General features: G+C 53.1%; 11 protein-coding genes. 5 read left to right on the plus strand and 6 right to left on the minus strand.

The annotated features are described in order from the left end of the window. Positions 1 to 260 precede the first annotated feature (260 nt). Complete coding sequence (locus tag RG540_RS01740) at positions 261 to 1,166, plus strand: hypothetical protein (RefSeq protein ID WP_038583998.1); 906 nt, start codon at positions 261 to 263, stop codon at positions 1,164 to 1,166. A 19-nt stretch (positions 1,167 to 1,185) separates the two neighbouring features. Here the strand turns inward: RG540_RS01740 and RG540_RS01745 are convergent, their stop codons facing one another. Then, positions 1,186 to 2,964, minus strand: coding sequence for an ATP-binding protein (locus RG540_RS01745; RefSeq protein ID WP_038584001.1), 1,779 nt, complete (start codon positions 2,962 to 2,964; stop codon positions 1,186 to 1,188). Then, positions 2,961 to 4,307: an SIR2 family protein gene (locus RG540_RS01750; RefSeq protein WP_038592843.1), complete on the minus strand. Its 1,347-nt coding sequence runs from the start codon at positions 4,305 to 4,307 to the stop codon at positions 2,961 to 2,963. The genes RG540_RS01745 and RG540_RS01750 overlap by 4 nt, the downstream gene beginning before the upstream one ends. A 159-nt stretch (positions 4,308 to 4,466) precedes the next feature. Between RG540_RS01750 and RG540_RS01755 the strand changes: the two genes are divergently transcribed. Both RG540_RS01755 and RG540_RS01760 read left to right on the plus strand, forming a co-directional pair. After that, a complete protein-coding gene (locus RG540_RS01755; RefSeq protein ID WP_065814408.1) occupies positions 4,467 to 5,282 on the plus strand; it encodes a hypothetical protein in 816 nt (271 codons plus the stop codon). An 8-nt stretch (positions 5,283 to 5,290) separates the two neighbouring features. After that, entirely contained in the window at positions 5,291 to 6,841 is a 1,551-nt protein-coding gene (locus RG540_RS01760) for an AbiV family abortive infection protein (RefSeq protein WP_157884558.1), read from the plus strand. A 207-nt stretch (positions 6,842 to 7,048) separates the two neighbouring features. Here the strand turns inward: RG540_RS01760 and RG540_RS31020 are convergent, their stop codons facing one another. Both RG540_RS31020 and RG540_RS31025 read right to left on the minus strand, forming a co-directional pair. After that, a complete protein-coding gene (locus RG540_RS31020) occupies positions 7,049 to 8,260 on the minus strand; it encodes an RES family NAD+ phosphorylase (protein WP_080724839.1) in 1,212 nt (403 codons plus the stop codon). Positions 8,261 to 8,372: 112 nt separating this feature from the next. Continuing rightward, positions 8,373 to 9,398: a TIR domain-containing protein gene (locus RG540_RS31025; RefSeq protein WP_051909213.1), complete on the minus strand. Its 1,026-nt coding sequence runs from the start codon at positions 9,396 to 9,398 to the stop codon at positions 8,373 to 8,375. A gap of 1,010 nt (positions 9,399 to 10,408) precedes the next feature. On the opposite strand from RG540_RS31025, the gene RG540_RS01775 reads away from it, so the two are divergent. Together RG540_RS01775 and RG540_RS01780 are read left to right on the plus strand one after the other, a co-directional pair. Next, positions 10,409 to 11,020, plus strand: a complete 612-nt coding sequence (locus RG540_RS01775) for a TetR/AcrR family transcriptional regulator (protein WP_038584005.1) — start codon at positions 10,409 to 10,411, stop codon at positions 11,018 to 11,020. A gap of 254 nt (positions 11,021 to 11,274) precedes the next feature. Continuing rightward, positions 11,275 to 11,958 carry a hypothetical protein gene (locus RG540_RS01780; protein ID WP_038584008.1) on the plus strand — a complete coding sequence of 228 codons (684 nt, stop codon included), beginning with the start codon at positions 11,275 to 11,277 and terminating at the stop codon, positions 11,956 to 11,958. 234 nt (positions 11,959 to 12,192) lie between these two features. Here the strand turns inward: RG540_RS01780 and RG540_RS01785 are convergent, their stop codons facing one another. Both RG540_RS01785 and RG540_RS01790 read right to left on the minus strand, forming a co-directional pair. Further along, complete coding sequence (locus RG540_RS01785; protein WP_038584010.1) at positions 12,193 to 12,468, minus strand: hypothetical protein; 276 nt, start codon at positions 12,466 to 12,468, stop codon at positions 12,193 to 12,195. A 21-nt stretch (positions 12,469 to 12,489) separates the two neighbouring features. Then, entirely contained in the window at positions 12,490 to 13,584 is a 1,095-nt protein-coding gene (locus RG540_RS01790; RefSeq protein ID WP_157884559.1) for a hypothetical protein, read from the minus strand. Between the last annotated feature and the right edge of the window lie 186 nt (positions 13,585 to 13,770).

A 13,770-nucleotide genomic window follows, 5' to 3' on the forward strand; every position in this document is an offset into this window, starting at 1 on the left:
GAAGGCTCCGTGTCGTTAGACCCCGTGCACACCAATCTGTATCAGTGCGTGGCGACATCCTGCAGCGCAGTATCTTATACGCTTCCTCCACACGCCTTCTAAGCTACGCTAATCCTAGAGTGCCGATCAGAAACTGATTAGAGTGAGCCGTGCTGAAGGGCGACAAGAAACGCAAAGCTACGGCATCTCTCTGCCGAACACGGCGAAGAAAGAATGAGGAAACCTTCGTCTGTTAAAGGACCCAAAAAGGGAGCCCTAGCATGCCAATAAAAAATACAACCCTCGTGCAACGAAATTTCGAAGAGGCAACACATCCGCTTCTTGAAGAAGCTGCTACGGTTAGCGCACTGACCGAGAGAAACATCACAGCAATAGACTGGAAGAAGCAGACCTTCTTTCCGCGTCACAAGAAATTTTCATCTGATCTTGTCGGCTTCACGCAGGACGGGGACATTATACACATAGAGCAGGAAACGTCACCGGGGAGCGACTTTTTCTATCGCATGATCGAGTACGCCACGCTCATTTCGGTTGAGTTCGATTTGAAAAGGCGATTGTTCCAGTACGCATATTACACAGGCGACGAACCGCGCAAAACGGAGTTAATCGAACACAATATGGGCTGGTTCGGGCACCGATTCTTCTTCATGGATGCTGGTTCAGAAGAGGTTTGCCAGCGCTTGATCAAGAAGCCGCTTCCAACAGCTGTTTTGTCACTGCTTGTTAGAAATTTTGATCTTGCCGAGAGATATTCGGAAGCCATAGTTGAACGCATCGGAAAATTGTCCCCTCAGGAACGGCGGCCCATCATTGATCATTGCATGCGAGTCTCCTCTCTTAGAGGCAGGCGCAATCTTTTCGAGACAATTCTGATGGGTAAGCTCAATTACGACCCAACACTCTTCAATAATCCAGCAGCCGAAGCCGCCGTTAAGGATGCTCTTAGCGGGTGGTTGCCAGATGCCGTTGCGCGGCTTTCATTCGCGATCTCACCCGGTCTCAACGACTATATTCTGAACGGCATGAGTGGCTGGGAGATTACGGAGTTTTTGAAGCACGCCGGGTCTTTCATCTCGCAGGATGACCTTATGAAGACGTTAGGCCTTGAGTGGGTGCCCGAGACGCCAGAGCCGGATACTGAGTCCGGTTATGGCAACGGCACGTAAATGCGTGGGTACTTTGGCGCTACGATTTGCCCCAGAACGCCTGATACCTCGGCCCATGCGAACCTGGTTGTTGGCCTTTTTCCGGCCGGTCGATGAGCACCGGAAGCGGAGCCGGTAGCTCCGGACCAACGATGATCGCCTCGCCTTGGGCGAGGGAGGGAATGAAGGCCGCCGCGTCACGATCTAGGTCGCCGCAAGCGCGTTCGATTGTCTCTCGGTCCCGATCATTTGTCAGGCGATGGACGAATAACGTACCGAGTTGGCTCAACACATCCGAGGGGACATCTCTAGGGCGCTGGGTGGCAATCGTTGTTGTAAGCCCGTACTTTCGGCCTTCCTTAGCAATAAGGCCGAAAGCGTCCAACATGACATGGTTGGTGTCGTCTCCGATAGATCGACCGATAAACTGGTGGGCTTCGTCCAGAAAACAAACCAGCGGACACGTTTGGAAGACATTCTGTCGAGCGAGGCCGAGTAGATAACGCCCGAGCGTATTTAGCAGCAGCTCACGCGTGTTGTATTTGAAACTGACATGCTCGAATGATAACACGAGCGCGTGCTGTATCGGGTCGGCAATAAACTCTTCTATTTCTTTACAAATATCGACGCCATCGTCAGAGAAAAGGCACCTCATCTCTGGCGATGACAGATAATTTTCGATGCGCACGTTTAGGGAATTGCAGGTTCCCAGTGCGAAGTCGTCGTGAGTGCCATAGGAACCCATCGTGTCGTTCGTGTGCTGCTTCACGCATTCTTCTTTGATCTGGTCGGATAGCAAGTGGACGTCGAAGTCGCAAAAATGCGAATCCAGTTCCGTCGACAACTCAATCAGGGCTAGCGAAAGAGCGTGGCGGCTGTTTCCAGCTTTTCGAACGACACCGCTTTGACGGACCTCGACAAAACCTCGTTTCCCAACTGCAAAGCGCTCACTACCGTCTTCCATGGCTTTGACCGCATATCGTAAAGGCTCCTTGCGCAGCGCTGTCGCCAACCTAAGACTTTTGATCGCGCTGCGGAGGTTCGGTCCTTGCATCTGCACTGATGGAGTAAGGAGGGCATAGAGATCGATTTCGGACAATTGTCGGTAAGGGAACCTGGCAAGGGGCTGGTCGTCATTTGCCTTTGAGAACGAGAACTCCTTCGCTCCGGATACCTTTCCAGCAAACTCTCCTGTGGGATCAAATAGGATGCATTTTCCGCGCAGCCGAACGATTTCGTTTAAGAGCTTCGAAAGCGTCCAGCTCTTGCCGCCTCCTGTCGCTCCGAAAATTCCACAGTGACGCCCGAACAGCTTTTCCGGCGGCATCGCAATCGATGCGTCCGCGATGCCGGAGAGCCTGCCAAGGTTCACGAGTAGGCGTTCGGTCTTTCCCGGCTCGATTTCGCCTTGCAGAGCTTCTCGAATGGCAGTCGCAAGCGCCCCACCATCAGCGAGATAGACCCCATCGCCGACGCGAGGCTTAACATTGATCCCACGCGTCACCTTGTGGGTAGACTTGTTAACGGTCGCAAGAAGCTGTGCACGGCCTTGCGGCTCGGCATTTGCGTCAATTTCCATTTGGCGTTCCAATGCGGGTCGCTGCCGCTCTGGAACTAACACATCCGTTATACGGCCAAGAATTGTCTCCTGATCGCAATCAATGAACACGAAGTCGCCGGTTGCTCCCTTTGCCAAGCCGCGCTGCCCGCTCGCGGCCAACGCCTGTGGCATGGTCAGCTCAATCGACGAAGCGCTTACCCTGGTAACGGTACCGACACGCTTGTCCGGATCGATGAGCGCGATGATAGGCTCGGTCATATCGCGACATCTCTGATCTGATCCAATCGCATTTGTAGGCGCTGCCGATCCGATTCTCCGGTGATCGCGGGAATGGCATCAACAAGGTCTTCGAACCTACCGTTGAGTAAGGTCACACGTGGATCACCTTCTGCGACCAAGCGAGCCATTCGGTTCTGATATTTCCTGGTTGGCAGGCCGACGTCGAGGAGGTGATCGGGTGCGGGATACGCATCCAGCTTCACCGGCGGGATGAAGGAGGGATCGACTAAGATGAGGCGGAGGCTGAGGTTTGATTCCAACGCTGACCATATCGGCGCACTAATATGATCGTCGGCGAACCCGAAGCCAGCGATCAAGAGAGCGGTATCCGGTTCGCGCAGGGCCGCTTGAAAAGCCGCAAACATGTCGAGATATGGGGTTTCGAAGGCTTCCTGATATTTCGTCGACCTTGGATAGATCAAGACCGGCTTTAGCGCGGGATCGCCCGCCCTGGATCGAATGACCACGCCATCTGAGCGACGCCGCCAATCTATGGAACCGTGAAGCTTGTACAGGTGGAAAACACCGTCGATGTAGTCCGCCTTGGTTCCCGAAGTCTGTCTTCTGACCAGATCATGCTGGAAATAGTCACGGTTGAAGCGCTGTTCGGCGCTATGGGAAAAACCATCTATGAGCACCACGCCCAGGCGAGATGCAGCCTCTTCAACGCAGAGATCGTAGTTTGTCGTGAATACTTTAACGCGTGGTTTGTCCACGGCACGTTTTGCGAATTTTTGGATCAGGCCCCGGTGAGCAGGGAGATCAGTCGCTTGATCGACAAAATCGACCTTCGCAAGTATCGCGCCCTCCGCTTGCTCGATAAAAGTTTTTAATTTCCTTATCGGGCCATCAGGATCGCTCCTTTCATTATCTTTTGCACGTACCTCCATCAGTTCAAGCTTCATCTTACAAAGGCTGAGGAGATTTTCGATGTCACCGGCTCGCTGTTTACCGTTTTCCTCTGGCGGCAAACTTCCGACGGCATCCAATACGACGTTGTCGAAATTCGAATGGTCAATCAGTTCGTTTTCGCAAACCTTTTCTCTGGCGGAATGCCACAAGTCTCCCATTCCAGGCGCTTCGGTCGGACCAGCGTTTTTTGCGCTGAACGAAGCGCCTGAACCAAGGAGGGTCAAAACATTCGTGGCGTGGACGGCCTGGGTAAGCATCTCATTGACGCGGCTCTTTGCCCCTGGGATTCGCTTGCTGCTGGGATCGTTAGGGTCGGACTCCTGATCTTCCCACGCAAGCCATTTCCCCTCTCGCGTCAGAAGACGAAGGTTACCGGCGGCACCAGGTTTTCCTTTCCAATAGTCGCTCACGCTCGCTCCCGAATCAAGGGACAACAACATAGGGTTGCGAATCTAGTCGCACAAAAGAACATTAAATAACATTGGGGGCTTCAACTTTTGGACGGTCCGTAGGACATTCCATCGTCATCCCTGCACATCGCATCAATTATCAATAGCGGATACTTTGGAATGTCACGTGACCGCGTCCTTCTCCACATGTGGGGACCATATCGGGAGAGCCTTATAGAGCAACTCGACTTCTTTAAGTCGCAAGCGGACACTCGACTTCTTTCGCAGTTCGAGAACCTCTCCGAGGAAGCCGAGAAACGTGCCGAAGATGTGTTGGAAACAATGGGCAAGCATTTTGATCCAGATCGCCACGATCTATCGGATTTTTATGACGCGGCCAATGATGCCAGCATCCATTATTATGGGCTGCTCGATGGGATGCGCGATCAAGCGGTTCTATCTGTGGCAGCCGGGCTGTACCATCAGTTCGAGATCAGACTTCGCGATTTTCTGGCGACCGAGTTCCAAAAATATTTTCATGGGGACAAGCTTAAGCAGAAACTCTGGCGTCAGGATATCGGAAAGATTTTCGACCTGCTGGAAGGATGTGGGTGGGACATCCGGTCGGAACCGTTCTTCGCGCCGATTGACGCCTGCCGTCTGGTGGTCAACGTTTACAAGCATGGGGAAGGCCCGTCGCTTGACGAGTTGAAGAAGAAATATCCTCAATTCCTTCGGTCCATATGGGGAGAAGGAGAGCTTGATATAATGCTACGCCTCGTCGATCACACCCATCTGACCGTAAAGCGAGATGACGTTGATAGATTTCACGAAGGGCTTCGCCTGTTCTGGTTATCAGCACCCGAATACACAATGTTTTCACATGCGACCGATGTGCCGGAGTGGGTGGTCAACGCTATCAATGCCGACGTTGCCGAGCGAGAGCTTGAGGCTAAAGCAGGCGCGCATAACTCGCCGCAGGGTTTATGGCGATAGAGGTGAAATTGTCCGAAGACATTGTCGCAATCGACCCTCGTGTGCTGCAGCAGCGAGAAGCATGCTTGGATCACGCTGCCGATCTTGTTTCCTCGGCAGAACGGATATTGCAGGGTGACAAGGGCTATCCGAACATTGCTTATCATCTTGCACTTCTGGCTCTGGAAGAGATCGGAAAATCACAACTGATCGTCAGCCGAGCTGTAACCGGTCCGCACCGTGATCCGGCTTGGATCGACAAGCGGCTGGACAACCATGTTTTCAAGATGCTTTGGGCTATCTGGTCCTCAACGCTTTTTACGGGGCCCGTCGATCCGGGCCGATTTGAAGAAGCCAAACGGTTCGCCCAGGGCCTGCACGAAAAGCGCCTGAGGGGTCTTTACGTCGATTTTTCCGAAGCTTCTGCGGGCCAGCGACCATCTGATGCCGTTAACCTGCACGACGCGAGGTCTGTTTTGGAGGTGGTGATCAGTACACTTGCTACAGAACGGGAAAGGAAACCGGTCGGGGTTGGTGGTGCTGGGTCCGACTCCGCCTGGTTCCTTGAGACGGTAGCCAACGAGGAAAAGCAGAAACGTTTGTTTAGCCGCCCCTTCGTTGAGAAGCTCATCGAGTTGGTGGAGGGGCGAGCATGGATTTCGTGGGCGCGTGGAGAATTCGAGAGGATAGAACTAGAAGAGCAGGCAGCGCTGAGCCGTGAGCTTGAGCGGCAGAAATCAAATGGGATGGGAAGGGCAAAGTGGCAGCTCCAAATTCCAATCGTGAGCCGGTGGCATAGCGTTCGGCAGAAAGTCCTGAATGATTGGAATTCGCGTGTTGAGTTTGCTCAGTTTTTTACTGGCAAGAACCAGAAGAATGGTGACTTGCTCCTCAAACTTACACTCCATGACCACATAAGCGCCGATCAGGTGTTCGACGCGGGTCTTTCATTGAGCAAGCTCGTGATCGCGATGCTCAACATCGGATCGGCAGGATATTTCTGGTTTTCTACCAGCGAGCTGTCGGACACCTATTTCGACCGTGCCATTGATCTTGACGAACCGAGCATGGGTCTAAAAATCTCAAAGCCTCGTGGACTTTCGAGCCTGCACTTGCAACTGGTCCCGCAGGACACACCGAACCGTCGCGATGGCTTGGAGAGCGCTTATATCCACAATGCTCTCAAATGCCTGATGGTGTATTCAGCAATGTCGGAGGCCGAAGCTGCGCCAATATTCGGTCCTTACCTTCACGGCCTCGTCCTTCTTAGCAAAAGCGATATCAACCTCTCGTGTGAGAACGATGCCCGTGGGGCATTCCTGGAGACGCTGGAGGCAGCGTTGAAGTATTTCCACGACTGGGATGGAGAAGACGATGTCGCCAGTGCTCTCGATGTAGTGTTCAGTGAGATTATTCCGAACGGCGGCCACCGACAGGAAGCACTGAGCGTTCTAGGAGACATGCCAGAGACGGGAGAGACGCCGATATCCTGGGCATTTCATGCTAAGCGAACCGCCGACATATATTTGGCATTCGCTGCAGACCGCCAGTGGAGAAGGTCCGCGTCGTCAGTTATATGATATCGCGAGTTTGGGTCTTGCTGCCGCCCCACCTCGCTAAGCGGAGGGAATATCCTATTCATTTTGCCTTGACGGCGTTCAAAACCCGTCCCACATGAGCATTTTCATATTATTCAGAGCGGCAACGTCTATCCGCAAAGCCGAGTGCAGCGTGAATTGCACCTACGGAATCGCTGATGCGCCTAACAGAACCCTCATAGCGAGTTTCTAGACGCGTCGATTATAGGGCCTATCTTCCGGTCCAGGAGCGAGTTCAGAGGGCACTGTCGTCATTTCGTAAGCCACCCCTTCGACACGCCGTACTTCAGAGCAGTCGGCTACGAATTCAAATTTGTCCGGGTAGAAGATACAGATGTTGCTACCCGTTGAGACTGAACTGCGGTAGCGGACCCCATCAAATCCATGGCGAAGTAGGACTTCGGCGAGGAGCTGAGTAAGTAAGTAAGGTGTTCGCTGATCCGGCGTAACCGGCATGCTCATCAGCCTGTCGAACGCTTGGATTACCGCGTAGAGCGATAGCCGCGCGTCACTCGTGGCGAAAATGCTGATGTCAGGGCTGAAATCGGCTAGCCGAATGGTTTTTAAGCTCTTGAAGCCTCCAAGAGAAACATGATGGCCGGGGTGCGGTCTTATTTCAGCCACCGCCGTATACGGATCAGAGGCAAGGTACATCACCGACACGCCAGCACGGTTGAGACGGCCAAAACCTGCTTTTGGCGGGGGCGGCGCTCCGATATCCTTGTCAAGCCAGGGTATCCGCACGATCTTGGATTCCCAACCAGCGAACGGGAAACGTCGAAATATAGCGGACTCTCCAAGGCGAGCCCGATACCAGACCTCAGCCTCAGGAAGCAGTATCTCAATATCTTTCAGGAAGGGTGCAATAAGCTCCTCCAGGGTCGGCTCGACCTGGAAGAAATTTTCTGTCTGCAAACGCTGCTGCAGCACAAGAAAATCCGCCGGATTTGTACGAGAAATAGCGAAATTCATCCCCCTGAGACCGTCATCGTGTCCAGCAAAAACTGAGATACCCTTATCCCAGTCTGGGTAGACTGGCCAGTTGAGCCACTCGTCGAAGTCGTCGACGTAGAGGTTGGATTTCGGTGGCTCCAGAATGGGATTATCTGCGGCATAGAACAGCGACATGACGCTGTCGCCTCCCCAGTGCGGGTTGTACTCATGTTCGTCATAGTGGAAACGGATCAACGCTCGGATCAGCATCACGAGTGGTTCTAGCTTATCTGGATTTCGGACATCAACACCATCGCGGGCACACAGTGCGCATCGCCCGGTAGTGCAGTCCGCCGCGATCATTTTCTTTAGACTGGTATGACGAGCGCAATCAATGCAAAGACTCGCCGCAGTTTCCTCGCCATTGAATTCTTTGACGTCTAGCATACTTCTTGAAAACTCACTCATTTAATCGCGGATTTCTCTATTTGCCTGATGTAGTCTTAACTATTCGGATCATTTACCTCGGATCAACCATAAAGCGCATTTAAATAGCGATTTTAGCTTGCTGGAGCGTTGGCTAAGGCCGCGCATCACGCCGCCGCATCACTGCGCCGTGAGCTTCCTCAATAACCCGCATTAACGTCCCAGGATCGAAGGGCTTCGTCACCAGAAAAACGGGTTCAGGTCTCGGTCCTTTCAGCAGGGCTTCTGGTGTCCTCGTTATGACAATGGCGCTTACGTCGTGGAAGGTCAGAATTTCGTTGACTGCATCGATACCGGAGCTTCCGTCCGCTAACGAGATTTCGGTTGTGATAATGTCCGGCTGCACACGCTCGGCAACTTCTATCAGCTCGGAGGCCGTGCGAACCACCCCTCCCAGAATGCAACCTGCGTCTTCGATAATCTGCTGCAGATCGAGAGCGATGAGAGGCTCGCCCTCGGCGATTAAAACGACGGGACGTTTAGACCGCAGCGCTGAGAGTCGCTTCTGCAGTTTTTTGATTTCTGCAGTCAGTTCCCCAACCTTTTTGCTTCGCAGGTTGAGTCGACTTTCCGCCAAGGTCGAGGCCTCCAAAACCTGATTGTATTCGCTGCGCGGCACTTTAGGGGAGGGTTGTAGTTCTTTCAGTCGAAGTTGAAGATCGACCGCCCAACGCTTTCGTTTTCGTTCGAAATTATGATTTCCACGCCCCTCAATCCCAAGTGTATCCAGCACCGTTTGGCGTATCGACTCAAGGCCACTAGTGTCGGTGATATTCCAGCCCTGTCGGAAACCGATGGTTCTGGTAACCTCCACGAAGCTCACTGGCGGGACGACGATGGGAAGTGGCTTTAGTTGCAGGGCCCAGGTTGCCCCTAGCTCCATCAGGCAAAACGCGCTGTCCATGTACGCAGGGGTCATCAACAGAACTACAAGCTTTGGATTTTGTATTTGCTGAAGCATGTTATGGTTGAAATCGTATGTTAGCGGGTTTCCGTGTCCCGGGACGCTGGAACAGAATATGCTGGTTTCCGGAACACCGATTGCGTCCGCTAGGAGATCAACGACCATTTCGGCCAGCGGCTGATCAGCAGTTGCGTGGCTGATAAAAATGTCGCTCATCCGCGTTTCTTTCTGAATCAGTAAACGCGCATCAGAAGGCTGAATTTAAGCTTCGGCAATATCGTTGCGGCAACTACCTCCGAAATATCCAAGAAAACGCGACATTTCGCCGTCACCGCTTGTGGAATCTGCCGACTATGCCTGCGAACCTTACGAAATACGATGCAGGTGAAGGCTTGGTTCGGGAGGCGGTCGGCTTTCGCCGATGGTCATGAGCCTATCCGGCCTCTACTCGTCCGCAGTCGATGCCAGGCAGTCATTTATTTGCTGAAACAACGTCGTGAAGCAAACCGAGCAAGAACGCTTTTCCACCGCTCGCTGGTTCTTTGCTGGACAGATGAGGAGCTGTAGTCGATATCGAAAAAATTGTGTAATATGGTAGTTGTTCCGTCGTGGTTGTTGCGCCCCGCAGTGGATATAGATGTTAAACGCCCATTCCCACGGTTGCCAGAGATGAAACAGGCGGATTTGCTTGTCGCGCTGCGCCGAGCCAACGAAGAATGTCGCCGAGGCACCAGCCCGGACGAAACCTTGTTCATTATCAAGCAGATTTGTCATCGTTGGAGGCAAAGCCTCGGCATGACCACAGGAACAGGAACCAAACCAGAAATCCCGATTGCGATAATTTGTCGTCGTCCGGGGCCACAACCTCCATCTGAAGGTTGGAAAATCCGGACATGAGTTCAGAGCTGCGCTAAAAGGGAGCTAAAGGGTGCAGCACCCAGCCTCAAGGGGACGGCCGTTTCGCGGCGAAGCTCGGGATACCGTGGCATCAAGGCCGCCGGGTACACGCTTCAGCTCTTGTGATGCCCAGATCATCTCGTCTCGAAACTCAGCCTTCGACCATCCGTCCGCGCGAGCCAATAATAGGATCATCGGGTCAGAGAGGATTTCATTGAGCGTCAGATCGTCATGCCGTGCCATTTCCAATCCTCTCGCGATCCTTGACTGAGCTACGGTGGGGTGTTACCGGTAAGTAACAGATAAAGCGTTACCGACCGGTCACACCCATGTCAAGTTCGAAATTCCCAGATAAAGCCGCCGACCTTTCTTCACCGGCGGCCATTCCTCCCCGTGAGCGCATCGTGTCCTCAGCAGCGGACCTTTTTCGAAAATTCGGGATTCGCGGGATTGGCGTAGACGCCATTGCGGAGGCCGCCCAGACGAACAAGATGACGCTCTACCGAAAATTCGGTTCAAAAGACGAGCTTCTCTGCGCAACTCTGCGCCAGGTGACGCAACGGGCAGGGGCAATCTGGGACGAGCTGGAGAGAGATTTCGCAGGAGACGCTGCCGCGCAGTTGAAGCGATGGGTCGAATTCCAGGTGGACCGTCTGGAACAGGAACCCGGCGGTTGCGATCTCGCGAACGCTGCGGTCGAGCTGCGTGACAGCGACCATCCAGCCCACGCGGTTGTTCAGGAATTCAAGAATTCCCAGCGCAACCGACTCGCGGCGGTGTGCGAGGCAGCAGGTTCGTCGAACCCAGAGCTGCTGGCGGACACGTTATCCCTTCTGCTTGAAGGGGCTCGCGTCAGCGTCCAGACAAGTGGGCCTGAAGGGTCGAGCCGACGGTTCAGGGAGTCGTGTGAGGCGACCATCGCGGCTTTTTCAACGAAGTAAACACAACATCCGCCAACGGTACGTTCACGTGCCCGCGTACAAAAACAGGAGATTCTGGAAGGGTTGGACAGGTTGGGGATAAATGAATCAACGTTGTTTCCTGAGCTTAATAAGGCAGCAGATCAGATTGTCCGGCGTTATTCTAGGCAACTCGCCGAAAATGATGATCTCGCGTCATTTGATCACAGCGTCAGATCGTTTCCGTAGGGATAGCGGCGACGGTGAAGGCGCTCTATTCGGTTCGGAGGATTGGAATGGAATGGCTGACAACATTAGCGGCAACCGACGTCGGTAAAGTCGCACTAACGGCATGCGCAACGTTGGTGATCACCGGTTTTGGTGTGGTGATCGGCGGCGCAAAGGATATCTTCACCGATTACTGGAAGCGCCGTCGCCAGGTCAATTATCACGCCATGCTACTGACTGTAATCATTGACCAGCTCATCGACGACTGTGTCGAAGTAGTATTCGACGACGGCTTTGCTGATCCTGATGGTGTTAAAGGTCCATCAACGCCCACGCCGAAGATCGCATGGCCTCCGACGCTAGATTGGACGCTCCTGCCATCAGACCTAATGTATAAGGCCCTGCTGCTGCCTGGTATGATCAGGAGTGCAGATGAGAGCGCTGCGTTCATCTCCGAACACATAGCCGGACCACCGTATTATGAAGAGTATTTCCAAGAGCGGCAGGATCGATATGCGAAGATCGGTCTGGCTTGCTTGGATATCCTAAACAGGTTGAAGAAGGACTACGGTGTCCATCACCAGGATCGCACACACTACGATCCCCATCGTCAGTTCGATGACAAGATCGTGAAAGTCGAGAGTGAGCGGGCAGAAGAGCGAGAACGACAAGCTAAGATGATGCGCGAGTTAACGCTGAAGGAGTCCGATATCAGGTACGCTCTTCTTGATCCTGAGAAACCTCACGGCTGAGTGGGACGCCTAAAAGGTTATCTCGGTAAGTCCTGCCATTACCTCTACCCTTCAGCCTCTCATCGTATATTTTGCCGCCCGTGTAGGAACACATCCTTCGCCTTCGATACTTCACTTGATTCGCCACGGCGCAGCCTTGATCGGCTCAGACGTGATCCCGCTAGAGCGTCAGACAGGGAACGCTTACGATACCGCTTTGCATCACCTTCCCCATGGGTCGTTCATTGCGGCAGGTCACGGGCACTCGTCTAGATAGGAGAGTTCGGTTTGCAGGCTCTTGTTGATATGGGCTTTAAACCGATCACTCATGGCGTCAGAAAAGGTAGGCAGCTGGTCTACGCTGGAAGCGACACCTATGAACTGACGTGTAAAAGCGATCAGACCATCCGGACCATTCAATTTCTCGAAGCCTTGCGCTTTGCATGCATCAAGGAATTCGGGGACGCGCCCTTGTTCGATGATCGCCTGTACGTGATGAAAAACGCCTTCAATCGACATTTCCTTTGTCATGAGCCACTCCCGTTGCTGGAATTATAAGCCTTTCAACAGGCTCAAAACCTCGGTAGGACCAAGACGATCCCGATCCTCGATACGGCGCAGTTCTCGCGCGCTCGCGCTCAACTGCTCAAGATATTCGGCGTTTTCACGCTTGTTGCGAATCTGTGCAATGGTCAGCCCGCCGATTGTCGGCACTTGCATCACAAGTATCAGCTTATGCAGGTCGACGCGTTCAGCGTTTAAGTTCAGTGTTGCGGCTTTCACGCTGGTACCGGTCAGCCTTGGCTCCAAATCGAGCTTTGCCGTGTTGAGACCACCTTCTAGGGTGGTGGTAAATATATAGGTTTTGTTGATTGACGGGGTGGGTGGCTTGTCAACTGCTGTGAGTAGTTCCGCGTCGCCGAATTGTCCAATAAGGTTCCCGGACTGATTGTCGGTAATGAAGTTTGCTACGTCACCTCTAAGCTTCAATTCACCGGAGATCGGATACAGGCCATTTTCAGGACGCTCGCCCTTGCGGTATTTGTTGCACGTCCGTATCACTGGCCTGTTTAATAGAAGGTCGCTCACCCGAGTCCCAATAGCCTTCTCTAGTTTTGCTTGGCGCATGCCGCTAAACGAGCCGCCAATTGGACTGGTGAGTGTTCCACGAGACACTGCGGAAACAAGGTCGATGCTAGCTCCGACGTCATTCGTCTGGGACATGTCGAACACGAACTTCAACGTAATGAAGACCTTTGAATAGGTCTCTATCGCGAATTCGACCTCGGTATCGCGCTTCGGCAGCTTTCGATATCCATCGGCAAGGAACTTCTCCAAGGTCTCCGCTTCATTGTTGGCTCGCCAATTCGCTAATTGCTCTGGTTGAAGTTCAAATCCAGCAGGGACTGCAGCCGTAAGGTGTTCGCGAGATAACTCTGCAGCTTTGCCTCTGTTCTCTTCCAGTCGCCCCACTGCGCTGACTAGGACGCCAACCCAGGCATCACGCATTTCGCACTGAACCGCGCGGCTTATGCCGGAAGTATCGAGCGCAACTACATCATCGGTATCCGGAACAACGGAGCAAGATGAAAACAGCAAAAATAGGCACAAGGGCACTATCTGCCGCGAGACAGCGTGAAAAATCAAAGCTAAATCCCCCAATATGCGGTGGCTCCACCCTTTCGACTTCTATCGGTAGTTGTTAATATAATTAAACCATTGTCAACTAGATCATTTGAGACTCTTACGCCGATTCTATTTTTAACATTGCTTGCAACGCGCCCGGTCGCGCCAATAGGCTCCGAGGGACGTGGAGGTGAGATTGATGGAGCC

Source organism: Neorhizobium galegae bv. orientalis str. HAMBI 540, from assembly GCF_000731315.1.
Classification (GTDB): Bacteria; Pseudomonadota; Alphaproteobacteria; order Rhizobiales; family Rhizobiaceae; genus Neorhizobium; species Neorhizobium galegae.

Excerpts from the sequence above, each read along its gene's own strand:
- RG540_RS01740 (WP_038583998.1), top strand. The coding sequence starts at position 261 with ATGCCAATAAAAAATACAACCCTCGTGCAACGAAATTTCGAAGAGGCA.
- RG540_RS01745 (WP_038584001.1), bottom strand. The coding sequence starts at position 2,964 with ATGACCGAGCCTATCATCGCGCTCATCGATCCGGACAAGCGTGTCGGT.
- RG540_RS01755 (WP_065814408.1), top strand. The coding sequence starts at position 4,467 with ATGTCACGTGACCGCGTCCTTCTCCACATGTGGGGACCATATCGGGAG.
- RG540_RS31020 (WP_080724839.1), bottom strand. The coding sequence starts at position 8,260 with ATGAGTGAGTTTTCAAGAAGTATGCTAGACGTCAAAGAATTCAATGGC.
- RG540_RS31025 (WP_051909213.1), bottom strand. The coding sequence starts at position 9,398 with ATGAGCGACATTTTTATCAGCCACGCAACTGCTGATCAGCCGCTGGCC.
- RG540_RS01775 (WP_038584005.1), top strand. The coding sequence starts at position 10,409 with ATGTCAAGTTCGAAATTCCCAGATAAAGCCGCCGACCTTTCTTCACCG.
- RG540_RS01780 (WP_038584008.1), top strand. The coding sequence starts at position 11,275 with ATGGAATGGCTGACAACATTAGCGGCAACCGACGTCGGTAAAGTCGCA.
- RG540_RS01785 (WP_038584010.1), bottom strand. The coding sequence starts at position 12,468 with ATGACAAAGGAAATGTCGATTGAAGGCGTTTTTCATCACGTACAGGCG.